This window comes from Streptomyces sp. NPDC030021 (assembly GCF_055574035.1).
The window spans coordinates 158512-182255 of the sequence record NZ_JBVIAH010000017.1; the positions used below are offsets into that span (position 1 = coordinate 158512).

Here is a 23744-nt window from a genome sequence, read left to right on the forward strand (position 1 = left end):
TGTCTTTCCTCCCCCCTCCCCCCTCCCCCCCCTCCCCCCCCCCCCCCCCCCCCCCCCCCCCCCCCCCCCCCCCCCCCCCCCCCCCCCCGCTTTCCCGGTCAGGGCCGGTGCCCGCGTGATGTTTCAGACCTGCGCGGAGGGCCTGGTCACACCGAAGACGGCTCCCCAGGGGTCGCGCAGCACCGTTCGCGTCCCCGTCGGCCGCCCCACCAGCTGCGCCCCCGCGGCGAGCGCGTCGGCTTCCGCGGTGACGAGGTCGTGCACACCGACGTACGGCACCCAACCCGCCTGCGCCGTAGGGTCTTCGACGAGCCTGGCCCAGGCGGTGCCGTTCAGATCGAGGGTGAGCTGGCCCTCATCGTCCGCCGCACCTGCCTGGTGTCGGCCGGTACGGAATCCGAACAGGCCACCGTAGAAGCGCTCGGCGGCATCGGCCCGGGGTACCACGAGATCGTGGCCGCACACGGCCCCGGCCTCATCTGCCAGGACGACGCCCTGGGCATGATGTCCTTCCCAGAAGCCGACCGGCGCTCCTTGCGGGTCGACAGCCAGGAACAGCCGTCCGTCCTCGCCGGCCGGAACGGGTCCCATTACGACGGTTCCGCCCCGGTCCTCGACGTCGGCCCGGGTTCGGTCGGCGTCCTTGGTGGCCAGGTAGACGTTCCAGGCGGCCCCGGTCCAGCGGCCGGGGGGAGCCGTCCCCAGGCCGCCGATCAGTTCCCCGTTGAGGCTGGCCAGCCGGTAGTTTCCGCCTTCGTCGACGAACTCCCAGCCGAAGAGGTCGCCGTAGAAGCGTTGGGCGCCGGTCAGATCAGGAGTGATGCAGTCAACCCAGCAGGGGACGCCCGGCTGATAACTGGTACGTCTGGGCACAGCTCTCGCCTTTCCGAGGTCATTCGGTGATCGATGAGTCCGGCGGCCTCGTCGGCGCCGCCGGACTCGGGGAGCTCCAAGCGGAACGAAGGGGCGTCCGCCATCTCCCCGGCGGCCTCGGGCGGCCAGGTCTGCGTCGGAAAGTCCCACGGCTCCAGCCGGGCGCCTTCGTTGCCGCTCCGGCACAGCCGGAAGAGCTCCGGCGGCCCGAGCCTCGCCTGGATGGGCACGATGTCGCCCAGGGCCTCCGGGCGCACCATCAAGACGTCGCCCGTCAGGGGTGAGGTACGTGATGTCCAGGTACCCGGCGCGAGCCCGGCGGCCCGTAGGCCGACGGCCGTGGCACCGCGGAATTCCAACGGAACGTGATAGGGCATGACGTTTCCGTCAGTCCGGTCGGTGATGAGTAGTTGGCCGGAAACGATCCGCCACGAGCGCTGAGCCAGCGCGAGGGCGACACCCTCCCGGTCGGAGTGCGGGCTGCCGATCAATGCGACGGTCATCGACTCTTTGGCCAGCACCACCGCCTGGACCACCGAAAATCGTTCGCGGAGTACGGAGAAAGGCGGCACGGGAGGCGGAACATTGCTCCAGCCACGGAATGCCCGGCGCAACAAGGGAGGTCCATCGTCACGCCGGACCACCAACTCCGCCCAAGCGTCGCCGGATACGGAATGGCCTGGGTGCGGATACCCGAACTCGACCTGGAGCCGGCCTGCGGCTCGGGAGTCGGGCACGACGTGCGGACCGAAGAGGAATTCCAGATCGGATACGTCGCCGGTGGTGGTGGAGACGGAAATCTCGGCACCGAAGAACTCAAGACAGAGGGAATCCATGTCGGCGTTGACGGTTCCTTCCGGTTCAGCGACGAACGGTGGCGGCGGCCATGGCGTCCGGCACCGCGACGAAGGCACACGGCGATCTCACAGCTCCGACGCCCATGCCCAGCCGCCCAGCTGCCGAGCGGCCTCCATCGCCCGACGGCAGATCTCCGAGACGGCCGACGCGGCTGCGCACGGACTCTCCGTCGCGTGGAAAAACACCAGCTCAACGCGACCGGGAGTGCTCCGGACGGTGATGTGCTCGGGACGGTCGGCCGGAGCGGAAGTCCCCTTGAGCCACGCCGTGAGCAACTCCGGGTCGAGTTCGAGTCGGGCATCCCCGTCGATGGCGACCATGGTCACTTCGGTCATTTGCACGTCGGCGGCCTCAGTCCCAGTTGAGGTTCGCGTTGTAGACCGGAGCGAAATCCCAGTTGAGATTCGACGGGTGGACCCGCGCCGCCACTGCCGTTTCCCCGGCGGTCACCGCGGACGCGGTAGCGGCCGGGGAAACGGCGGTGACGGCGGCGGCGAGACAAAGGCAAGCTGCCGCGGCACGCCAAAAGGAAATGGAAGAAGACATGGTGGTACCCCGTTGGTTGTAGCGAAGTGTCTGCACGCCAGGCGCTGGAATCAGGGCCTGTGGTCTGCGCGGTCGGCGGGCATTGCCCCTCCGATGATCACAAGTCTGCGTGAGTTGCTTTGCGACGGGAAGGGGGTAAGCCTGGCAGCAAACGCCGGGTGGCACCTCAGTGCCAAATAGGAATCCTTGAATCTTGAATCAGCGAGTTATTCCGCCCTCACAACCCCTACGGCCCCCTGATTAATCTGTCCGTTTCGTGCCAGATTGCCACGATCAAGCACTTCCTTTGCCCGTAAAAGCACAACTTCTTGGCCTACGGTTTACTTGATCATGGTTGGTGCATTGCGCAGGGTCGGAATGATGACGCGGGCGGTGACTTCAGGCCAATGCAAGGGGGGGGTAGGGCGAGCCATGCTCGAGGTGTTGGGGCTTGACATGCGTACGGAGGCGATTTACCGCCTCATGCTGACCAATCACCGCTGGGGTGTAGCCGAGCTCGCCGAGCAAGTGGGGCTGTCGGAAGCCGAGTTGCGTAAAGCTCTCGACCACTTGGCCGAGCTGAAGCTCTTGACCCACTCGGCCGTCCCCGGCGAAATGGTGCCACTGGACCCGAAGGTCGGCCTGCAGACACTCCTCCAGCGGCAGCGCTTCGAACTGCAGCGGCAGCAGGAGGAGTTCGAGCGGTGCCAGGCCGCCATCACCTGCGTCCTCGACGAGTACGCCGATCTGTACGCCGGCCGCCAACAGCACGCCGAGCACCTCCTCGGCGTCGAGGCCGTTCAGGAACGCATCAAGGACCTCGCCCGCGAGGCCACTTCCGAGTGCCTGACCTTCAACCCCGGTGGCGCACAGTCCGCGTTGAGCCTGGAAGCCAGCAAGCCGCTGGATCGCGATGTCATGTCGCGCGGCGTCATGATGCGGACCGTCTATCTCGACAGCGTGCGCAACGACTCCGTGACGGCGGAGTACGCACGGTGGCTGACCGAATGCGGCGGCCAGGTGCGAACCGTCCCGGCCCTGCCGCTACGGATGCTGCTGATCGACCGGCGCGTGGCCCTGGTCCCGGTGGACCCCGGGAACTCCCGCAAGGGTGCGGTCCAGCTCAGCGGAATCGGCGCCGTCGCCGGACTGGTCGCGCTCTTCGAACAGGTGTGGGCCGGCGCCGCCCCGCTGGGAGCCAGCCCCGAACGCGACGAGCAGGGCCTGAGCCGGCAGGAACAGGAACTGCTGCGCCTCCTGGCCGAGGGACTCACCGACGCCGCCGCGAGCGTGAAGCTCGGCCTCTCCCTGCGCACGGTCCGCCGCATGATGGCCGACCTGATGGAACGCCTCGACGCCCGCAGCCGCTTCGCCGCCGGCCTCCGCTCAGCCGAACGCGGCTGGCTCTGACGCCGACCCAGGCGTCACGATCAGCCGCCCCGGGGCGCCCCGCAACGACTCAAGACCGCCCAGGACCTCGTCGCGGCGCAACAGCCATGACGAGACCGCCATCCGCGTGTGCCTCAGCCCGGCGTCCTGGAGCGGCACCCCAAGCATCGAGTGCCGCGGCGTCCAGGCCCCGGCCGGCGGCGCGACCACGCTCATGCCGACCGCCGACATCCGCGCCCGAACAGGATGGCCTCACGACGGCATCACATGAGGGCGCGAAGATCATCGCGTTCCGCCCCCCATCTCGTCGGGGCATAAGAAAAACCCTAGGTCACGGCGAGTGAGTCCTAGGGTTCTTCTAGAGCCGCCTTCGGGATTCGAACCCGAGACCTACGCATTACGAGTGCGTTGCTCTGGCCAACTGAGCTAAGGCGGCACCGCTGGTCAGACAAGTATTCCCTCGAAGAGGGGCGCTCATCAGCAGCGGCGCCAAGTCTACAGGGTGTGGACGGGTGCCCCGAACCAGGTTTCGCGGGGACGGGACACGGGCCAGTTTTCGGGGCTGTCGCGGCTTACCGGGGCGGCGGTCTCAGCACTTCTTGCCGTCCTGCGGGGCCTTGCCCTCCAGCAGGTAGCGGTTGATCGCGGCGTCGATGCAGCCGCTGCCGCGCCCGTACGCCGTGTGGCCGTCGCCGTCGTAGGTGAGGAGCGTGCCCGATTCGAGCTGGCCGGCCAGCGCCTGGGCCCACTTGTACGGGGTCGCCGGGTCGCGCGTGGTGCCCACCACCACGATCGGCGCGGCGCCCTTCGCGGTCAGCTCCCTCGCCTTGCCCGTGGCCTTCACGGGCCAGTACGTGCAGTTCAGCGCGGCCCAGGCCAGGCCCGCGCCGAAGACCGGGGAGGCCTTCTCGAAGGACGGCAGGGCGGTGTCCACGGCCTCGGGGCCGCTGAAGGCCGGGGGCTGGTCGAGGCAGTTGACGGCGGCGTTCGCGAACATCAGGTTGGCGTACTTGCCGTCCGCCTCACGCTCGTAATAGCTGTCGGCCAGGCTCAGCAGGCCCGATCCGTCGCCGTTCATCGCCGAGCCGAGCGCCTCGCGCAGCTGCGGCCAGGCGCTCTCGTCGTACAGCGCCGCGATCACCCCGGTCGTCGCCAGGGCCTCGCCCAGCGGGCGGTCCGGGTCGCCGCTCGACACGGGCTGGGCGTCGACCTTGCGGAAGAACTCCTTCAGGCGCGCCCCCACCGCGTCCGGGCCGCCCTTGCCGAGCGGGCAGTCGGGCTGCTTCGCGCAGTCCTTGGCGAAGGCGGTGAAGGCCGTGTCGAAGCCCTCCGTCTGGTCCCGGTTCAGTTCGAGCGCGGGCCGGGTGGGGTCCATCGCCCCGTCCAGGACCAGCCGGCCGACCCGGTCCGGGAAGAGGTCCGCGTACGTGGCGCCCAGGAAGGTGCCGTACGAGGCCCCGACGTAGTTGAGCTTCTCGTCCCCGAGCAGCGCGCGCAGCAGGTCCATGTCCCGGGCGGCGTCGACGGTGGAGACGTGCGGCAGGACCCGCCCGGAATTCGTCCGGCAGCCGGCCGCGAACTCCTTGAACGCCGCCACCAGCTCGGCCCGCTCGGCCGGGTCGTCCGGCGTCTGGTCCACCTGTGTGTACTTGTCCATGGCCGGGCCGTTCAGGCACTCGACGGGGCTGCTTCGTTCCACCCCGCGCGGGTCGAAGGACACCATGTCGTACCGGGCCCGGACGGCCGCGGGATAGCCGATGCCGGCGTACGCCTGGAGGTAGCCGATGCCGGAGCCTCCCGGGCCGCCCGGGTTGACCATCAGCGAGCCGAGGCGCTTGCCGGGACCGGTCGCCGTACGGCGCGACACCGCGATGTCGACGTCCTGGCCGGAGCCGGGGTTCGCGTAGTCCAGCGGGGCCTTCATGGTGGAGCACTGGAATCCGGGGACACCGCAGTCGCGCCAGGTCAGCTTCTGCTCGTAGTACGGGCGCAGCGCGGCCGCGTCGGGGGACGGCTGCGCCGCCGCCGTACCGGACCCCGGTGGGGAGAACGCGGCAGCCCCCGGTTCCCCCAGCCCGCCCGAGGTGCACCCGGAGAGCAGCAGCCCGGCGGCTGCGATCACGGTTCCGGTGGTACGCAGTAGGCGACTGGTGTCCATCCCCGGAGCGTACGTCCTGCGGGCGGACGTGAGCAGGCGCGCCGGGACCGGACGGCCGCACGCCTTCCGTGGCACACGCCGGACCCGGCACGGACCGGCCGCCGCCCGGCCCCGGCGACCGGTTCGCCCGTACGGGTGAGTCGGTCAACCGGGTATGGACCACCGCCGGCGGCCCGGACGCGGTCAGCCCGCGCGCAGGGCCATCGTCATCGCCTCGACCGCCAGGAGCGGGGCGACATTGCGGTCGAAGGAGTCCCGGCAGGCGATGATCGCCTCGATCCGGCGCAGGGTCCGCTCGGGGCCCGAGGCGCGGGCGATCCGCTCCAGGTCGGGCCGTATCTCCTCATTGGCGATGGCCACGGACGAGCCGAGCTGCAGGGCCAGGACGTCCCGGTAGAAGCTGGTGAGGTCGGTCAGCGCCAGTTCGAGGGTGTCGCGCTGGGTGCGGGTGCGACGGCGCTTCTGCCGGTCCTCCAGCTCCTTCATCACGCCCGCCGTGCCGCGCGGCATCCGGCTGCCGGCGCCCGTTCCGGCGCCGAGCGCCGTCCTCAGCTCCTCGGTCTCCTTGGTGTCGACCTCCTCCGCGACCTGCTTGGCGTCCTCGGCGGCGGCGTCCACCAGCTCCTGGGCGGCCTTGAGGCAGGCACCGACGTCGTCCACCCGGAGCGGGAGCTTCAGCACCGCGGCCCGGCGCTCCCGGGCCCCCTCGTCGGTGGCCAGCCGACGGGCGCGGTCGACGTGCCCCTGGGTGACCCGGGCGGCGGCCAGGGCCGCCGACGGCTCGATGCCGTCCCGCCGCACCAGCATGTCGGCGACGGCCGCGACCGAGGGGGTGCTGAGGTTGAGGTGGCGGCAGCGGGAGCGGATGGTGGGCAGCACGTCCTCCACGGAGGGCGAGCACAGCAGCCAGACCGTGCGGGGCGCGGGCTCCTCCACGGCCTTGAGGACCGCGTTGGCGGACTTCTCGTTGAGCCGCTCGGCGTCCTCGACCAGGATGACCTGCCAGCGGCCCGTGGCCGGGGACGTGTAGGACTTGCGGACGGTGTCCCGCATGTCGTCGACGAGGATCTGGCTGCCGACCGCGACGACGGTGGAGACGTCCGCGTGGGTGCCGACCATCGTGGTGTGGCAGCCGTCGCAGAACCCGCAGCCGGGCTCACCGCCGAGGGCGCGGTCGGGGCTGGTGCACTGCAGGGCGGCGGCGAAGGCCCGCGCGGCGGTGGTCCGCCCGGATCCGGGCGGACCGGTGAACAGCCACGCGTGGGTCATCCTGGACCCCTCGGGCGGCGCGGTCCCGGCCGTGATGGCCGTGACCAGTGCGTCGGCATCACGGGCGGCGGCGGCCAGCTGTGTCTGGACCCGCTCCTGTCCCACCAGGTCGTCCCATACGGGCATCCCGCCCACCACCTTTCACTCTCCGTGCACCCATTGTGGCGGGCGCCACCGACAATCCCGTCCCGGTCCCGTCCCCGCCGAGGTCAGCGGCGGCGCGGCCGCCGTTCGCCCTCGTCGCCGTCCTCGCCGTCCTCGTCGTCCCGGTGGCGGCCCAGCAGTTCGTCCGCCAGCGTCGGCAGGTCGTCCAGCGGGGTCTCCTCGGCCCAGTCCGGGCGCGGCCGGCGCGGCCGGCCCTCGCCGTCGACGACGGGGATCTCCCGCGTCCGGTCGTTGCCGGAGTCCCGGAAGATGCCCGACGGCACCCGGTCGGCCGGGTTCTCCTCGGGACGCTGGGCCGTCGGCCGCGTGGCGGACCGGGCCCGCCCGCCACCGCTGTCCTGCGCGGGCTGCGGCGCCTGCGGGGCGGCCGGACGTACGGGCGGCAGCACCGCCGTCTCGTCGGTCGCGCGGACCGGCGGCAGCACCGCCGTCTCCGCGGCGGAGGCCGGGTCGATCTTCGGCACCGGGACGGTCTGGGTGACGTCGTCCGGCTGGACGACCCGCTTGACCGGCTTGGCCTCCGGAGCGACCGGGACCACCGGGGTCTCCACCGTCACCGCGTCGTCCGGGTGCGGCTCCGGCTCCGGCTTCTTGGTCATACCGACCTTGGGCGCAGGGGCAGGCGCGGGCGCAGGGGCAGGGGCAGGGGCAGGGGCAGCCGCAGGCGCGGGAGCCGGCGGCGCGACCGCAGCAGCCTCCGCGGCCGCCACAGCCGCGGCAGCCGCAGCCTTCGCCGCCGCCTCGGCCGCCACCAGCCGGCGTGCCTCCTCGGCCTTCAGCAGGGCCTCCTCGGCCCGCCGCTGCTTCTCCAGCCGCCGCTCCTCGGCCTCGGCCCGCAGCCGGGCCTCCTCCTCGGCCTGCCGGCGCAGCCGCTCGGCCTCCGCCGCGCGTGCCTTCTCCTCGGCCTCCAGGCGCAGCCGCTCGGCCTCGGCCCGGGCCCGGGCCTCCTCCTCGGCGCGCAGCCGCTCCTCCTCCGCCCTGCGGGCGGCCTCCGCCTCGGCCCTGATCCGCGCTTCCTCGGCCTCGCGGGCCAGCCGCGCCTCCTCCTCGGCCCGGAGGCGCGCTTCCTCCGCCTTGCGGGCCGCCTCTTCCTCGGCCTTGCGCCGGGCCTCCTCCTCGGCGAGGCGCCGTGCCTCGGCCTGGGCGGCCACCTCGGCCTCCGAGAGCGGAAGCATCCGGTCCAGGCGGTGCCGTACGACGGTGGTCACCGACCCCGGGTCCTGGCCCGCGTCGACCACCAGGTAGCGGCCCGGGTCGGACGCGGCGAGGGTCAGGAACCCGGAACGCACCCGCTGGTGGAACTCCGCCGGCTCCGACTCCAGCCGGTCCGGTGCCTCCGTGAACCGCTCGCGCGCCGCCTCCGGCGATACGTCGAGCAGCACGGTCAGGTTCGGGACGAGCCCGTCGGTGGCCCAGCGCGAGATCCGGGCGATCTCCGTCGGGGAGAGGTCACGGCCGGCGCCCTGGTAGGCCACCGAGGAGTCGATGTAGCGGTCCGAGATGACGACCGCGCCGCGCTCCAGGGCCGGGCGCACCACCGTGTCCACGTGTTCCGCCCGGTCGGCGGCGTACAGCAGTGCCTCGGCGCGGTTCGACAGACCGGCCGAGGAGATGTCGAGCAGGATCGAGCGGAGCCGCTTGCCGACGGGGGTCGCCCCGGGCTCCCGGGTCACCACGACCTCGTGGCCCTTGCCCCGTATCCAGTCGGCCAGCGCCTGGACCTGGGTGGACTTGCCGGCTCCGTCGCCGCCCTCCAGGGCGATGAAGAACCCGGTGGCGGACGCCGCCTGTACGGGCTCCCCGCCGCGCAGCGCCTCGCGCAGGTCCCGCCGCAGGGGTACGCCCCGGCGGTCGTCGGCCTTGGTGAGCACGAGCACGGCGACGGGCAGCAGCAGGGCGCCGACCAGCATCAGGGTGAAGGCTGCGCCGCCGTGTGCGAAGACGACCCCGGCACCGGTCAGCCGGTGCGGCCCGATGGCCGCGGCCAGGAGGGGCGCGGCGACGGCGCCGAGCGCCACGGCCACCCGTACGACCGCCTGGAGGTGCTCGGTGATCCGGGCCCGCCGGAACTCCTCGGTCTCCTGGTCCAGCAGGGTGTGGCCGGTGTTGGCCGCGACGCCCGCGGCGGTGCCGGCGAGCAGCGAGAGGAACAGCACGGTCGCCATGTCCGGGACGAGCCCGGTCAGGAGCAGCGCGAGCCCGGTGACCGCTATGGCGAGGGCCATCAGCCGGCGGCGGGACAGCGCGGGCAGCACCTTGCCGGCCTGGGTGGCGCGGATGCCCGCGGCGGTGCCGCCGACCAGCGCGAGGACGAACAGCGCGAAGGCGGCCGGGCCGCCGCCCAGGTCGAAGGCGTGCAGTACGGACACCGACACGGCGCAGGACACCGCTCCGGCGACCGCGGCGCAGCTCAGGACGAGAAGGGGGATGGCGCCCGTACGGCCCTTGTCGGGCCGGTCGCCCGCCTTGGGGGTGCGCAGGCCCTCCAGCGGCGAACGCGGACGCGGGGTCGCCCCGCCGGGCAGCACCAGCGGCAGCAGCAGCGAGACCGAGGCGGCGAAGAGGCCGGAGGCCACGTACGAGCCGAGGGCGGCCTGGTTCGCGGCGAACCAGTCGATGCCGAGGCCGAGTGCCTTGCCGACCAGGGTCGCGGCGAGCAGCGCGGCCGCAGCGATCGGAAGCGCCGCGAAGGACGTACGCAGGGTCAGCCGGCGCAGCGCGTCCAGGTGGTCCGGGAGCGGCCGTACGGTCGCCCCCTCCGGCGGCGGCGCGGGCAGCAGGGCGGGAGCCGCGCTCTCCTTGGCCAGGGTCCACAGCCGCTCGGCGGCGCCGGAGAGGAAGACGGTGGCCAGCAGCGCGGTCAGCGCGTGGGCCGGGATCCAGTCGAGCCACAGCGGGGCGACGACGAAGAGCCCGAGGCGGACCCCGTCGGCCCCGGTCATGGTCCAGCGGCGGTCCAGCTTGCCGTCGGCGCCCAGCAGCCCGGCCAGCGGGCCGAGGAGGACCGCGCCGAAGAGCAGGGTGGCGAGGATCCGGACCCCGAAGACGGCGGCGACGGCGAGGGCCGCGCCGCGGTACCCGCCGCCGAAGCCCCCTTCCGAGGCCGCTGCCTGGAGGGCCAGCAGCACCAGCACCAGCAGGGCCAGGGCATCACCGATGCCGCTCACCAACTGGGCGCTCCACAGCCGGCGCAGCCTGGGAGTGCGCAGCAGTGCGCGCACCGCACGCTCGCGGGAATCCGCGGCTAGGGCTTCGTCGTAGGTGGGGTTCGCCGGGGCGGTCACGACCGCCGGCTGCTCGGCTCGCGTCATCCGCCCAGCCTATCCGCTGCGCTATGCGGGTGCGGAAGCCTGTGGACAAGGCCGGGTGTGACCCCGGACCCACCTTCCGGGAAGCAGCCCGGCGCCGTTGCCGGGCTCTGCCCCGGACCCCGCGCCTCAAACGCCGGCGAGGCTGAATGCGGCGGGGCGGACGCACAAGAGCCCCACGCTTCGCGTGGGGCTCTTGTCGCGACTACTCGTCCGTGGGGGCCGCGGCGGCCTTCTTGGCCACCGTCTTCTTCGCCACGGTCTTCTTCGCGGCCGTGGTGGTCTTCTTGGCCGCCGTCGTCTTCTTCGCGGCAGCGGCCTTCGTCGCCGTCGCCTTCTTCGCCGGGGCCTTCTTGGCGGGGGCCTTCTTCGCCACCTTCTTGGCCGGGCCCTTCGCCCGCTTCTCCGCGAGCAGCTCGTAGCCCCGCTCCGGCGTGATCGTCTCGACGTCGTCGTCCCGCCGCAGCGTCGCGTTCGTCTCGCCGTCCGTCACGTACGGCCCGAAGCGGCCGTCCTTGACCACGACCGGCTTCTCGCTGACCGGGTCGGTGCCCAGCTCCTTCAGCGGCGGCTTGGCCGCGGCCCGGCCCCGCTGCTTCGGCTGCGCGTAGATCGCCAGGGCCTCGTCCAGCGTGATCGAGAAGAGCTGGTCCTCGGTCTCCAGCGACCGCGAGTCCGTGCCCTTCTTCAGGTACGGGCCGTAGCGGCCGTTCTGGGCCGTGATCTCCACGCCCTCCGCGTCCGCGCCGACCACGCGCGGCAGCGACATCAGCTTGAGCGCCTCGTCGAGGGTGACCGTGTCCAGGCTCATGGACTTGAAGAGCGAGGCCGTCCGCGGCTTGACCGCGTTCTTGCCCGTCTTCGGGGTGCCCTCGGGAAGGATCTCCGTCACGTACGGCCCGTAGCGGCCGTCCTTGGCGACGATCTCGTTGCCGCTGACCGGGTCCTTGCCGAGCTCGAACTCGCCGCTCGGCTTGGCGAACAGCTCCTCCGCGTACTCGACCGTCAGCTCGTCCGGAGCCATGTCGTCCGGGACGTCGGCCCGCTGGTGGCCCTCCGCGTCCTTCTCGCCGCGCTCCACGTACGGCCCGTAGCGGCCGACGCGCAGCACGATGCCCTCGCCGACCGGGAAGGAGGAGATCTCCCGGGCGTCGATCGCGCCGAGGTCCGTGACGAGCTCCTTCAGACCGCCGAGGTGGTCCCCGTCGGCCGGCACGACCTCGGTCGCGTCCTCCGAGCCGAAGTAGAACCGCTTCAGCCACGGCACGGACTGGGCCTCGCCCCGCGCGATGCGGTCGAGGTCGTCCTCCATCTTCGCGGTGAAGTCGTAGTCGACGAGCCGCCCGAAGTGCGTCTCCAGCAGGTTCACCACGGCGAACGACAGGAAGGACGGCACGAGCGCCGTGCCCTTCTTGAAGACGTAGCCGCGGTCGAGGATCGTGCCGATGATCGACGCGTACGTCGACGGACGGCCGATCTCGCGCTCTTCGAGCTCCTTGACCAGCGAGGCCTCGGTGTAGCGGGCCGGCGGCTTGGTCGAGTGCCCGTCCGCCGTGATCTCCTCGGCCGCGAGCGCGTCGCCCTCCGCGACCTGCGGCAGGCGCTTCTCGCGGTCGTCGAGCTCGGCGTTCGGGTCGTCCGCGCCCTCGACGTAGGCCTTCATGAAGCCGTGGAAGGTGATCGTCTTGCCGGAGGCGGTGAACTCGGCGTCGCGTCCGTCCGAGGCACGGCCGCCGATCTTCACGGTGACGCTGTTGCCGACCGCGTCCTTCATCTGGGAGGCGACGGTCCGCTTCCAGATCAGCTCGTACAGGCGGAACTGGTCGCCGGTCAGACCCGTCTCGGCCGGGGTGCGGAAACGATCACCCGAAGGACGGATCGCCTCGTGCGCCTCCTGGGCGTTCTTGACCTTGCCGGCGTAGACACGCGGCTTCTCCGGCAGGTAGTCGGCCCCGTACAGCTGGGTGACCTGCGCCCGCGCCGCCGACACCGCGGTGTCGGACAGCGTGGTGGAGTCGGTACGCATATAGGTGATGAAGCCGTTCTCGTACAGCTTCTGCGCCACCTGCATCGTCGCCTTCGCACCGAAGCCCAGCTTGCGCGAGGCCTCCTGCTGCAGCGTCGTCGTACGGAACGGGGCGTACGGGGACCGGCGGTACGGCTTGGACTCGACCGACCGGACGGCGAACGAGGCATCCGCCAGAGCTGCGGCGAGCGCCCGGGCGCCTCCCTCGTCGAGGTGCAGCACCTCGCTCTTGAGCTGCCCGTTCGAGCCGAAGTCACGGCCCTGCGCGATGCGCTTGCCGTCGACCGTGTTCAGCCGGGCGACCAGCGTGGAGGGGTCGGAGGCGTCACCGGCGCGGCCGGTGGCGAAGGTGCCGGTCAGGTCCCAGTACTCGGCGGAGCGGAAGGCGATGCGCTCGCGCTCCCTCTCGACGACCATGCGCGTGGCCACCGACTGGACGCGGCCCGCCGACAGCTTCGGCATGACCTTCTTCCACAGGACCGGCGAGACCTCGTAGCCGTACAGGCGGTCGAGGATGCGGCGGGTCTCCTGGGCGTCGACCATGCGCTGGTTCAGCTCGCGCGGGTTGGCGACGGCGTCGCGGATCGCGTCCTTGGTGATCTCGTGGAAGACCATCCGGTGGACGGGGACCTTGGGCTTGAGGACTTCCTGCAGGTGCCACGCGATGGCTTCGCCCTCGCGGTCCTCATCGGTGGCGAGGAAGAGTTCGTCGGACTCGGCCAGCAGCTCCTTGAGCTTCCTGACCTGGGACTTCTTGTCCGCGTTGACGACGTAGATCGGCGCGAAGTCGTGCTCGACGTCCACGCCGAGGCGGCGGACCTCACCGGTGTACTTGTCGGGAACCTCGGCCGCGCCGTTCGGGAGGTCGCGGATGTGCCCGACGCTCGCCTCGACGACGTATCCGGGGCCGAGGTAGCCCTTGATCGTCTTCGCCTTGGCTGGGGACTCGACGATGACGAGTCGGCGGCCGCCCTTTGCGGTCTCGCTAGTCGGGGACAACTTGGCTCTTCTCTCCGGTCGGCACTCGGTCGCAGTACGGCGACGCTGCGGAGTGTGACGGTACAACCCGCCCCCGTGTCAAACGGCAGAAGCCCGCAACGGCCACTCGAACGGTAACCCGACAAGTGCCGTTTCTGCCGCCCGGATGCCGCGCCGGGGCGTTCCCGATCACCGGGCAGGGTGGCCGGGGGGCCGTCTGGCCGCGCCTTCGCCACCGGTCCCGGGCCTGCTCCGACCTCGGCTTTCCGGGCCGGATCCGCGGCCGCGTCCCGGTCCGCCCGGGTCCCTCGAACTCGGTGCCGGAGCCGCGCGAGGCGACCCGCTCCCGAGGCCGTCGCCGCCCGCCGGCGAGCCGGACCGAGGGGCGCGGCCGACGAGCCCGGCCGACGCCACGGCCGCGACGGGGCGCGCCTCCGCCACCGGCGCACGGTGGAAGAGCACGCGCCTCGTCAGGCCTGCAGAGCGGCCCCGAACAGCGGGAACACGGCCGCCGCGAAGATCGCCGGACCGTTTTCCGCGCCGCTTCCCCTTGCCCCCGGGCCGCTCACGGGATCCCCCCGGATCCCCCGTGCAGGAGACTGGCAGCCCTGTGGATACGGCGGGCGAACCCCGGGTTACATCCCGGGGCCGACTACTGCGCGGGGCCCGCCACGGGGTCCAGGAAACCCTGCTCGACCAGCAGCCGGATGGCCTCCGGAGTGCGGTCCCGCAGCACGATCGGGTCCTCCTGGACCAGCTGCGCGATCGCGTCCAGGATCCGGCCCGCGCTCAGTGAGCCGTCACACACTCCGGCGAAGCCGGCGCCGACCGTGTCGACCTTGGTGGCGCGCCGCATTCCGCGGTTCTGCCGGAGCACGACATGTTCCGGATCCTCCGCGCCGGGCGCGCCCACCTGCTCCTGGACCACTTCCTCGGCCAGTGCGAAATAGGCCTCCAGCAGGGCCGCGTCGTCGTGCTGCCGCAGGTAGTCCTGGCGCGCGAAGTGGGCCAGGACGGCCTCGCCGAGCGGCTGCTCCACCGTGTGGGGCCACTCCTCGACCACGATCGAGGGCTCGGCCGCGTCCGTCCGGCGCAAGGTGATCCACCCGAAGCCGACGGACTTGGTCCCGCGGTCCTCGAACTCGTCCAGCCAGTCCTCGTACCGCTGCGTGTACTCGGCCGGGTCGGTCCGGTGGTCGCCCGCGTCGCGCAGCCACAGCTCCGCGTACTGCGTCACGTCCTGCACGTCACGCTGCACGATCCAGGCGTCGCAGCCGCGCGGCACCCAGGAGCGCAGCCGGTCGCGCCAGTCCTCGCCCTCCACGTGCTGCCAGTTTCCGAGGAACTGCGCGTACCCGCCCGGGTTGAGCCGCGCGCCGGCCTCCTGCACCAGGGTCCGGCACAGGTCGTCGCCGCCCATACCGCCGTCCCGGTACGTCAGCCGGGCGTCGGGCGAGATCACGAACGGCGGGTTCGACACGATGAGGTCGTACGTGGCCTCGCCTACCGGCTCGAACAGCGACCCGGTGAGCAGCTCGGCCTCCGGGGCCCCGGACAGGGCCAGCGTCAGGCGGGTGAATTCCAGGGCCCTGGGGTTGACGTCGGTGGCGGTGACCCGGGTGGCGTGCCGGGAGGCGTGCAGCGCCTGGATTCCGGATCCGGTGCCGACGTCGAGGGCGGAGCCGACGGGCGTGCGGACGGTGATCCCGGCCAGGGTGGTGGAGGCGCCGCCGACGCCGAGGACCACGGCTGTGCCTGGCTCACGCCCCCGGCTGCCGATCCCGCCGGCCCCGCCGACGGAGCAGCCGAGGTCGGAGACGATGAACCAGTCCTCGCCGTCCGGGCCGCCGTACGGGCGCACGTCGACGGTGGCGTGCACCTCGTCGCCCTCCAGCCGCAGCCAGCCGTCGGCCAGCGCCGCCTCGACGGGCAGCGCCTCCGCGGCGTGCACGTACGGCTCCGGCTGCTGGAGCAGGAACAGCCGGACCAGGCTCGCGAGCGCCCCGTCGCCCGGGCCGCGCGTGGCGCGCAGGGCGGGGACGGTCTCGCTGCGGGCCAGCGCGGCGTAGGCGGGGGCGCCGAGCAGGTCGAGCAGCCCGTCGGCGGTGAAACCGGCGGCGAGCAGGGCGGCGCGGAGCTCGGGGGCGCGATCGGGCTTGGGGAGGCTGGTGGTACTCACGCGTCCATTGTGTCCGCTGGGACCCGTCCTGCCGATCACACCGGGCCCGCAGGTGCGAAAGGGCGGCCGCGGCCCCCTTCCGGGACCCCGGCCGCCCTGAGCGGCGTACCGCGCGGAACAGCGCCCGCGCGGGCCGGCCGTGCTACTGCGAGGACGCCGGTGCCGCCGCGACCTGGCAGCCCTTCTGGCCGTTGATCGCCGGGCCGAGGCCACCCGCCTTGAGCTGGGCGAGCGCGTCCTGACCGCCCTTCGTCACGTCCTTGAGCCCGCCCGCGACCTCCTTGAGGCCGTCGGCGAACTTCGCCTTGTCCTGGGGGTCGAGGGCGTCCGTCTTCGCCTTCAGGTCGGCGTAGCCCGTGGAGGTCGTCTCGAAGCCCTTGGCCGCCGCCTCCTGGGTCGCGGCGCCGTTCTTGACCGGCGGAACGCCCGCCGACCGCAGGGCGGCCGCCATCGCCTTGTACGACTCGGTCATGGTCGCGAACGCCGCCGAGTCGGTCTTCTGGACCTCGTCGGGCTTGCTGCTCTCCGAGGCCACGCGCTTGATCTCGACGTTGGCGGCTTCGATCTTCTCGATCTGGGGCTGCCACTGGTCACAGACCTTCTTGGCCCAGGAGCCGGCCTTCTGGTCGGTCTCGTCCCCGCCGCATCCGGACAGGACGAGCATCAGTGCCGCACCGCCCGACAACGCGGCCGCAATCTTCTTGTTCACCGGATTGGTCCCTTCGAAGGCTCTCGGCCCGGAAGATACACGCCCGCCCTCCGGAGACGCACAAAGGCGGACAGACGGCGCGTGAGTCCGCGCCGCCCATCCGCCTTTCGGGCGTACCCGGCCGGCCCTGCCCGGCCCTGCCCGGCCCTGCCCGTACCGCTGACCGGACCTCGGGTCAGGAGACCGTCGCGGGGTCGGCCGACTGGGCCACCCGCTCGGCGGCTCCGCCCTCGGTCTCGTCGCCGACGGCGATGCCGCGGCGCTTGGAGATGTACACCGCGCCGATGATGACCCCGATCGCCAGGACCGCGACGACGGCCCGCACGACCGGGCTGCTGTCCCCGCCGTAGCTGAACTGCACGACCGCGGGGGCGATCAGCAGCGCGACGAGGTTCATGACCTTGAGCAGCGGGTTGATCGCCGGTCCGGCGGTGTCCTTGAACGGGTCGCCGACCGTGTCGCCGATGACGACCGCGGCGTGGGCCTCACTGCCCTTGCCGCCGTGGTGGCCGTCCTCGACGAGCTTCTTCGCGTTGTCCCACGCGCCACCGGAGTTGGCGAGGAAGACCGCCATCAGGGTGCCCGTGCCGATGGCACCGGCGAGGAAGGAGCCGAGCGCGCCCACGCCGAGGGAGAAGCCCACGGCGATGGGGGTGAGCACGGCGAGCAGGCCGGGCGTGGCGAGCTCGCGCAGCGCGTCCTTGGTGCAGATGTCCACGACGCGCCCGTACTCGGGCTTCTCGGTGTAGTCCATGATCCCGGGGTGCTCGCGGAACTGGCGGCGCACCTCGTAGACGACGGCGCCCGCGGAGCGGGAGACGGCGTTGATGGCGAGGCCGGAGAACAGGAACACGACGGCCGCGCCCAGGATCAGCCCGACGAGGTTGTTGGGCTGTGCGATGTCCAGGCTGAGGTTCATCTCCCCGGCCTTGGCACCGACTTCCTTGACCGCGGTGGCGATCGCGTCGTTGTACGAGCCGAAGAGCGCCGCCGCGGCGAGCACCGCCGTGGCGATGGCGATGCCCTTGGTGATGGCCTTCGTGGTGTTGCCCACGGCGTCCAGGTCGGTCAGTACCTGCGCACCGGCGCCCTCGACGTCGCCGGACATCTCGGCGATGCCCTGGGCGTTGTCGGAGACGGGCCCGAAGGTGTCCATGGCGACGATGACGCCGACGGTGGTGAGCAGGCCGGTGCCGGCCAGGGCCACCGCGAAGAGCGCGAGCAGGATCGACGTACCGCCGAGCAGGAACGCGCCGTAGACGCCGAGGCCGATGAGCAGAGCCGTGTAGACGGCGGACTCCAGGCCCACCGAGATTCCGGCGAGGACGACGGTGGCCGCGCCGGTCAGGGAGGACTTGCCGATGTCCCGGACGGGGCGCCGGGTTGTCTCGGTGAAGTAGCCGGTCAGCTGCTGGATCAGGGCCGCGAGCACGATGCCGATGGCGACGGCGACGAGGGCCAGGATCCGCGGGTCACCGGTGTGGTTGGTAATCGCCGGGTTCTCGACGCCGACGAGCTCCTTGTAGGTGGCCGGCAGGTAGGCGTAGACGGCGATCGCGACCAGTGCCAGGGAGATCACGGCGGAGATGAAGAACCCGCGGTTGATGGCGGTCATGCCGCTGCGGTCGCTGCGGCGCGGGGAGACAGCGAAGATGCCGATCATCGCGGTGATGACGCCGATCGCGGGCACGATCAGCGGGAAGGCGAGGCCCAGGTCGCCGAAGGCGGCCTTGCCGAGGATGAGCGCGGCCACCAGGGTGACGGCGTAGGACTCGAAGAGGTCGGCCGCCATTCCGGCGCAGTCTCCGACGTTGTCGCCCACGTTGTCGGCGATGGTCGCGGCATTGCGCGGGTCGTCCTCCGGAATGCCCTGCTCGACCTTGCCGACCAGGTCGGCGCCGACGTCGGCGGCCTTGGTGAAGATTCCGCCGCCCACGCGCATGAACATCGCGATCAGGGCGGCGCCGAGACCGAAGCCCTCCAGGACCTTGGGGGCGTCGGCGGCGTAGACCAGGACGACGCAGGAGGCGCCGAAGAGGCCGAGGCCGACGGTGAACATGCCGACGACGCCGCCCGTCCGGAAGGCGATCTTCATCGCCTTGTGGGAGACCTCGGTCAGGTCCTTGGCGGGCTCCCCCTCGGCCGGGGTCGCCTCGCGTGCGGCAGCGGCGACACGAACGTTGGCGCGGACCGCCAGGCGCATGCCGATGTAGCCGGTGGCGGCCGAGAAGATGGCGCCCACGAGGAAGAAGGCGGAGCGCCCGCCCCGCTGCGTCCAGTCGTCGGCGGGGAGCAGGAAGAGCAGGAAGAAGACCACGACGGCGAAGACGCCGAGGGTGCGCAGCTGCCGGCCGAGATAGGCGTTGGCGCCTTCCTGGACGGCTGCGGCGATCTTCTTCATGCTGTCGGTTCCCTCGTCGGCGGCGAGGACCTGGCGGACCAGGATCTGCGCGACGACGAGTGCGGCCAGTGCCACGGCCGCAATGACGATCACGATGAGCCGATTGTCATCGGTGAGTACTGCGGCTGCCAGATCTGTGGTGCGATCCGGCGCGATAGGGGTGAAGAGCCCCGTCATTCGTCCTCCTTGACGTGATGAGCTCAAGATGTGGACGGATTGTAGGGAGCGCGCCCCGATCAAAACAGTGCGCAGGAAACGTAATTGGCGTGCTCTCGCTCCTCAGCAATAGATCGCGTCACTCCATTACCCTCGAAAGTGGTAATGGGACAAAGGCATTGACGCCTCATCATTGATCTAGGGAAATGAAAAAGGCCCTGCTCAGCAGGGCCTTGATAAAGATCGGAAGATACGAAGGACTGCGCGCGGCGCGGATCGCGGTGGATCTCAGGGAAGCTCTGAGACCCCGGAGACGGGCCAGCTCATCCGGATGGTCCCGCCCGATTCACCGCTGCTCACCTCGACGTCGTCGACGAGCCCGCTGATCACCGCGAGACCCATCTCGTCCTCGGTCTCGCCCTCGGACTCCAGGACGGCGGTGATGCCGGACACCGCGTCGGAGGCGCTGCCGGACGGCCCGGGGACCTCGTCGCCGACCTCGATGGAGAACACCTTGTCCTCCTCGATCAGCACCACCCGGACGGGCGCGGTCAGTCCGTTGCTCCGATGGAGTCCGACGGCACGCGAACAGGCCTCACCCACGGCGAGGCGGACCTCGTCGAGGACGGCTTCCTCCACGCCGACCCGGCGCGCCACGGCGGCCGCGACCAGGCGGGCCGTCCGGACGTGTTCGGGCTGGGCGCTGAAGCGCAGTTCAACGGTGGCCATGCGCATCCCCCTCGGACTACGGGCGTGCCTTGACAGGGGCCCCGGCCAACCGTGGCCCGGTACCCCCGCTCTCCTTGTCGGCTCCCTGCCGCCCGGAGGCTGCAGGGAGCCGCGCGGAACCGTCAGTCGGTGGCGTTGACGGCGTCTTCCACCGTGGTGTGGATCGGAAACACCTTGGTCAGACCGGTGATCCGGAAGATCTTCAGGATGCGCTCCTGGTTGCACACCAGACGGAGCGAGCCCTCGTGCGCACGGACGCGCTTGAGGCCTCCCACGAGCACACCGAGGCCGGTGGAGTCGAGGAAGTCCACCCGCTCCATGTCGACAACCAGGTGGTAGCTGCCGTCGTTCACCAACTCGACCAACTGCTCGCGCAGCTTGGGCGCGGTATACACATCAATCTCGCCACCGACCTCCACGACCGTACGGTCGCCGACAGTGCGAGTCGACAGGGACAGGTCCACGGATCCTCCAGCACCTTGCTATCGAGCGGCGCCCCCTCACCCGAAGGTAGGCGAGGGATTGGCTGCCGCGATGGCATTCAATCACTTACCGGCAGGCGCGCACGACGCCTTCGGACCATTGTCCCGCACGCCGGTGACACACTCGGTTCCGATGGCCAACACATCTGGTCCCGGACGGCCCACGGCACCCGCGGACCCACGACCCACCCCCGACGCGGTCCTGGACCGCCTGTCACGGGGGCCTTCCCGTGCTGCGTGCATCACCCATACGGAGCACTTGCCCCCTCGGGCGGGTCGTCATGCAGTCTGGCCGGACCGCATCCGAACAGACGTCGTAGCCGCAATCGGATCGGCCGGAATCGACCATCCGTGGGAACACCAGGCCGCGGCGGCCGAGCTCGCCCTCGACGGAACGTCCGTGGTCGTGGCCACCGGAACCGCCTCGGGCAAGTCCCTCGCCTACCTCGCGCCCGTGCTCTCCGCCCTCGCGGACGGTGCCGAGGCCCCGAACGGCCGGGGCGCGACCGCCCTGTACCTGGCCCCCACCAAGGCCCTGGCGGCCGACCAGCGCCGCGCCGTGCGGGAACTGGCCGCCCCGCTGGGCAACGCCGTACTCCCCGCGGTCTACGACGGGGACACGCCCGTCGAGGAACGCGAGTGGGTGCGGCAGTACGCGAACTACGTCCTGACCAACCCCGACATGCTGCACCGCGGGATCCTCCCCGCCCACCCGCGCTGGTCCTCCTTCCTGCGGGCCCTGCGCTACGTCGTGATCGACGAGTGCCACACCTACCGCGGGGTCTTCGGCTCCCATGTGGCACAGGTGCTGCGCCGGCTGCGGCGGCTGTGCGCCCGCTACGGCGCGGAACCCGTCTTCCTGCTGGCCTCCGCCACCGCGAGCGACCCGGCGGCGGCCGCGTCCCGGCTGACCGGCGTACGGGTGATCGAGATCACCGACGACGCCTCACCGCGGGGCGAGGTGGTCTTCGCCCTCTGGGAGCCGCCGCTGCTCACCGAGCTGCGCGGCGAGAAGGGCGCGCCCGTACGCCGTACGGCCACCGCCGAGACGGCCGACCTGCTGACCGACCTGGTGCTCCAGGGGGTCCGTACGGTCGCCTTCGTCCGCTCCCGGCGCGGCGCCGAACTGATCTCCGTGATCACCCAGGAACGGCTCGCATCGGTCGACCGCTCACTGGTCCGCCGGGTCGCCGCCTACCGGGGCGGCTACCTCCCCGAGGAGCGCCGGGCCCTGGAGCGGGCCCTGCACTCCGGCGAGCTGCTCGGGCTGGCCGCCACGACGGCCCTGGAGCTGGGTGTGGACGTCTCCGGCCTGGACGCCGTCCTGATCACCGGCTACCCGGGCACCCGGGCCGCCCTGTGGCAGCAGGCGGGCCGCGCGGGGCGCTCGGGCCAGGGCGCCCTGGCCGTGCTGATCGCCCGGGACGACCCGCTGGACACCTACCTCGTCCACCACCCGGAGGCGCTGTTCCAGCGGCCGGTGGAGGCCACCGTCCTGGACCCCGACAACCCGTACGTCCTCGCCCCCCACCTGTGCGCGGCGGCGGCGGAGCTGCCGCTGACCGACGCGGACCTGGAACTCTTCGGCCCGGCGACCGAGGACCTCCTTCCTCAGCTCGAAGCGGCGAAGCTGCTGCGCCGACGGGCGACCGCCTGGCACTGGACCCGCCGGGAGCGGGCCTCGGACCTGACCGACATCCGGGGCGGCGGCGGCCGCCCGGTGCAGATCGTCGAGGCCTCGACCGGCCGGCTGCTGGGTACGGTCGACGAGTCGGCGGCCCACACCGCCGTCCACGAGGGGGCCGTCCACCTCCACCAGGGCCGCACGTATCTCGTGAAGCACCTGGACCTGGAGGATTCGGTGGCCCTAGTGGAGCAGGCGGACCCGCCGTTCTCCACCACGGCCCGTGACACCACCTCCATCTCCATCCTGGAGACCGAGACCGAGATCCCGTGGGGCTCGGCCCGGCTCTGCTTCGGCTCCGTCGAGGTCACCAACCAGGTCGTCTCCTATCTGCGCCGCAAGCTGATCACCGGCGAGGTGCTGGGCGAAACCAAGCTCGACCTGCCGCCCCGCACCCTGCGCACCCGGGCCGTGTGGTGGACGGTGACCGAGGACCAGCTCGACGAGGCCCGGATCAACCCGGAGATCCTGGGCGGCGCCCTGCACGCCGCCGAGCACGCCTCCATCGGCATGCTTCCGCTGTTCGCCACCTGCGACCGCTGGGACATCGGCGGCGTCTCCGTGCCGCTGCATCCCGACACCCTCCTCCCCACGGTCTTCGTCTACGACGGCCATCCCGGCGGCGCCGGCTTCGCGGAGCGCGCCTTCGGCACCGCGCGCGCCTGGCTGACGGCGACCCGCGACGCGATCGCGGCCTGCGAGTGCGAGGCCGGCTGCCCTTCCTGCATCCAGTCCCCCAAGTGCGGCAACGGCAACGAGCCCCTGCACAAGCGCGGCGCCATCCGCCTCCTCACCCGCCTCCTCTCCGAATCCCCGGCCGCCCCGGCCGCCCCGGCCACGCCACCCGCCGCACCCTCCGAGGCCTGACAGGACCCGACGCGGCCTGACGGGACCCCACGCGGCCCCGGACCCGGGGCCTCAGCCCCGCGGCCCGGGCGGGCCTGCCCGGGCCTGGACCGTCGCCGTGAACGGGCCCGCCGCGACCCGCGCGGTGACCTCGGCGACCTCGCCCCCGAGCAGGCACCCGCCGAGCGCCGCGCCCTGCGCCCGGGCCACCCGCAGGGCCGCCGCGCACGCCGTCTCCTGCCCGTGGGCCCAAGTGGCCGCCGCCGCGAGCGCCGCCAGGTCGGCGGCCGCCGCCGCCCGGTGGCGGGCCACGACGGCCTGGCCGAGCAGCAGCACCCCGCCGAACACCGCACCCAGCACCGTCGCCACCAGCGCCGCCCAGACCGTGGCCGAACCCCGGTCCCGGTTCACGGCGGCGGCCCCACGCTGTCCTCCGCCAGGGCCACCGCCTGCGCCCCGAGCCGTACCGGCAGCCCGCCCGGCCCGGGCGCCTTCGCCGCCACCCGGACCCGCCAGAGGTCGCCCTCCCGCTCCAGCTCCACCCGCGCCCCCGGTGGGGCGGCAGCCCGGGCCGCCGCCTCGGCCACCTCCCCCGGCTCCGACCTGGCCGCCGCCCGGGCTCCGGCCCGGGCCGCGTCCACACACCGGATCTGGGCGGCCGCCGCCATCAGGGACCACACCAGCAGCGCCGCGAACAGCACCAGCGCCGGAATCACCAGGGCGGCCTCCGCCGTCACATATCCCCGGTCCGACTTTCCCCGGGCGCTCCGTGACCCACCCTCAGAACGGCACATCGAGCGCCTTTCCGATGGTCGACTGAAGGGCCGTGGCGACGGCTTCGCTCGTCACCACCTTGTAGAGGACTGCCGCGAATGCGCAGGCCGCGATCGTGCCCATCGCGTATTCCGACGTGGACATCCCCTGGTCGCCCCCGCGCGCCCGCAACGCCGTCCGCACACGAAACCAGATGATCCTCATGACAACCTCCTGTGTATTTCCTCTGTTGATA

At 72.0% G+C, this 23744-nt stretch carries 18 protein-coding genes and 1 tRNA gene; 2 read left to right on the forward strand and 17 right to left on the reverse strand.

The genetic code is table 11. The features are described from left to right. Window positions 1-123 precede the first annotated feature (123 nt). The 4 genes from ACZ4YL_RS29630 to ACZ4YL_RS29645 form a co-directional block, all read right to left on the reverse strand. Window positions 124-873: a VOC family protein gene (locus ACZ4YL_RS29630; protein ID WP_468120790.1), complete on the reverse strand. Its 750-nt coding sequence runs from the start codon at window positions 871-873 to the stop codon at window positions 124-126. Then, the gene (locus tag ACZ4YL_RS29635; protein WP_468120791.1) at window positions 807-1709 is read right to left on the reverse strand and encodes a hypothetical protein; all 903 of its coding nucleotides are present in this window, start codon (window positions 1707-1709) and stop codon (window positions 807-809) included. The genes ACZ4YL_RS29630 and ACZ4YL_RS29635 overlap by 67 nt, the downstream gene beginning before the upstream one ends. 87 nt (window positions 1710-1796) lie before the next feature. Next, window positions 1797-2066, reverse strand: a complete 270-nt coding sequence (locus tag ACZ4YL_RS29640; RefSeq protein WP_266382316.1) for a hypothetical protein — start codon at window positions 2064-2066, stop codon at window positions 1797-1799. A 16-nt stretch (window positions 2067-2082) separates the two neighbouring features. Beyond that, window positions 2083-2277, reverse strand: a complete 195-nt coding sequence (locus ACZ4YL_RS29645; protein ID WP_468120793.1) for a hypothetical protein — start codon at window positions 2275-2277, stop codon at window positions 2083-2085. A 435-nt stretch (window positions 2278-2712) separates the two neighbouring features. On the opposite strand from ACZ4YL_RS29645, the gene ACZ4YL_RS29650 reads away from it, so the two are divergent. Then, window positions 2713-3666, forward strand: a complete 954-nt coding sequence (locus ACZ4YL_RS29650; protein WP_468120795.1) for a LuxR C-terminal-related transcriptional regulator — start codon at window positions 2713-2715, stop codon at window positions 3664-3666. A gap of 341 nt (window positions 3667-4007) precedes the next feature. On the opposite strand, the gene ACZ4YL_RS29655 is transcribed toward ACZ4YL_RS29650, so the two are convergent. The 10 genes from ACZ4YL_RS29655 to bldG form a co-directional block, all read right to left on the reverse strand. Next, window positions 4008-4081 (reverse strand) — tRNA-Thr (locus tag ACZ4YL_RS29655). Between the two features lie 153 nt (window positions 4082-4234). After that, window positions 4235-5803 (reverse strand): alpha/beta hydrolase, encoded by a 1569-nt coding sequence (locus tag ACZ4YL_RS29660; RefSeq protein ID WP_468120796.1) that lies wholly within the window; start codon window positions 5801-5803, stop codon window positions 4235-4237. A gap of 183 nt (window positions 5804-5986) precedes the next feature. After that, a complete protein-coding gene (locus tag ACZ4YL_RS29665) occupies window positions 5987-7198 on the reverse strand; it encodes a DNA polymerase III subunit delta' (RefSeq protein WP_468120798.1) in 1212 nt (403 codons plus the stop codon). Between the two features lie 83 nt (window positions 7199-7281). Continuing rightward, on the reverse strand, window positions 7282-10548 hold the full coding sequence (gene tmk, locus ACZ4YL_RS29670; RefSeq protein ID WP_468120800.1) for a dTMP kinase: 3267 nt from the start codon (window positions 10546-10548) through the stop codon (window positions 7282-7284). A gap of 202 nt (window positions 10549-10750) precedes the next feature. After that, window positions 10751-13570, reverse strand: a complete 2820-nt coding sequence (gene topA, locus ACZ4YL_RS29675) for a type I DNA topoisomerase (protein WP_468120802.1) — start codon at window positions 13568-13570, stop codon at window positions 10751-10753. A gap of 631 nt (window positions 13571-14201) precedes the next feature. After that, window positions 14202-15728 (reverse strand): DUF7059 domain-containing protein, encoded by a 1527-nt coding sequence (locus ACZ4YL_RS29680; protein ID WP_468120803.1) that lies wholly within the window; start codon window positions 15726-15728, stop codon window positions 14202-14204. A 142-nt stretch (window positions 15729-15870) separates the two neighbouring features. Continuing rightward, entirely contained in the window at window positions 15871-16437 is a 567-nt protein-coding gene (locus ACZ4YL_RS29685) for a small secreted protein (protein WP_468120804.1), read from the reverse strand. 175 nt (window positions 16438-16612) lie between these two features. Further along, entirely contained in the window at window positions 16613-19015 is a 2403-nt protein-coding gene (locus ACZ4YL_RS29690) for a sodium-translocating pyrophosphatase (RefSeq protein ID WP_468120805.1), read from the reverse strand. A 267-nt stretch (window positions 19016-19282) separates the two neighbouring features. After that, window positions 19283-19723, reverse strand: a complete 441-nt coding sequence (locus ACZ4YL_RS29695; protein ID WP_468120807.1) for an ATP-binding protein — start codon at window positions 19721-19723, stop codon at window positions 19283-19285. 122 nt (window positions 19724-19845) lie between these two features. Continuing rightward, on the reverse strand, window positions 19846-20187 hold the full coding sequence (gene bldG / locus ACZ4YL_RS29700) for an anti-sigma factor antagonist BldG (RefSeq protein ID WP_008743037.1): 342 nt from the start codon (window positions 20185-20187) through the stop codon (window positions 19846-19848). A 70-nt stretch (window positions 20188-20257) separates the two neighbouring features. Between bldG and ACZ4YL_RS29705 the strand changes: the two genes are divergently transcribed. Continuing rightward, the gene (locus ACZ4YL_RS29705) at window positions 20258-22756 is read left to right on the forward strand and encodes a DEAD/DEAH box helicase (protein WP_468120809.1); all 2499 of its coding nucleotides are present in this window, start codon (window positions 20258-20260) and stop codon (window positions 22754-22756) included. A 51-nt stretch (window positions 22757-22807) separates the two neighbouring features. Here ACZ4YL_RS29705 and ACZ4YL_RS29710 read toward each other — a convergent pair whose 3' ends face one another. Genes ACZ4YL_RS29710 through ACZ4YL_RS29720 form a run of 3 tightly spaced genes read right to left on the reverse strand, consistent with a single transcriptional unit; the run spans window position 22808 to window position 23713 of the window. Then, window positions 22808-23146 (reverse strand): Rv3654c family TadE-like protein, encoded by a 339-nt coding sequence (locus tag ACZ4YL_RS29710; RefSeq protein WP_468120811.1) that lies wholly within the window; start codon window positions 23144-23146, stop codon window positions 22808-22810. Next, entirely contained in the window at window positions 23143-23529 is a 387-nt protein-coding gene (locus ACZ4YL_RS29715) for a TadE family type IV pilus minor pilin (RefSeq protein ID WP_468120813.1), read from the reverse strand. The genes ACZ4YL_RS29710 and ACZ4YL_RS29715 overlap by 4 nt, the downstream gene beginning before the upstream one ends. Then, entirely contained in the window at window positions 23516-23713 is a 198-nt protein-coding gene (locus ACZ4YL_RS29720; RefSeq protein WP_468120815.1) for a DUF4244 domain-containing protein, read from the reverse strand. Before ACZ4YL_RS29720 ends, ACZ4YL_RS29715 begins: the two co-directional genes overlap by 14 nt. Between the last annotated feature and the right edge of the window lie 31 nt (window positions 23714-23744).